Genomic DNA, 528 nt, shown 5'->3' on the forward strand with positions numbered 1-528 from the left:
GAAGCCACGCGTTTAGATTCAATCAGCTTCTCACAGCTCGGCAGACGATTGCGCCAGGTACCAACGGAATTCTTTCAGGCGATTTTTCTCGATCTGGTCACGCAGATTCATGAAGCGACGGATTTTCAAACGCGACGCAAGTGGACAAATTCCGGCAAACTATATCTGGTATCAAGCTTCTTCTGCGGCTCGTGTTCATGGAAAATGGCTGTTCTTATTCCGATCAGGCGGTCTTGACGAATGCCAAAGAACATGATCGCGGCCAGTTGGAAATGCTCGTCGATGACAAGGAATGCATGTATGTGTTCGACCGAGGATACTTTGATTACGAACGGTTCGACCGCATGACGGATGAGGGCTATTTCTTCGTCTCTCATCTTCGAAAAAACGCGGTCGTTCGGTCACTCGAACACTTCAAATTGCCGGACGACTCTGACGTGTTGTCCGATGAAATGGTCGTCATTGGCACCACGCAAAACCGGTCGGAAAACACATTTCGTTTCTTAAAAGTACTGGATTCCAAAGGAA

General features: G+C 48.1%; 1 pseudogene. It reads left to right on the forward strand.

What is annotated here, in order from left to right:
• Positions 1-528 (forward strand): annotated as a pseudogene (locus G4V62_RS19200) (transposase); the annotation flags it as partial.

It is taken from the genome of Litoribacterium kuwaitense (assembly GCF_011058155.1).
Classification (GTDB): Bacteria; Bacillota; Bacilli; order Bacillales; family DSM-28697; genus Litoribacterium; species Litoribacterium kuwaitense.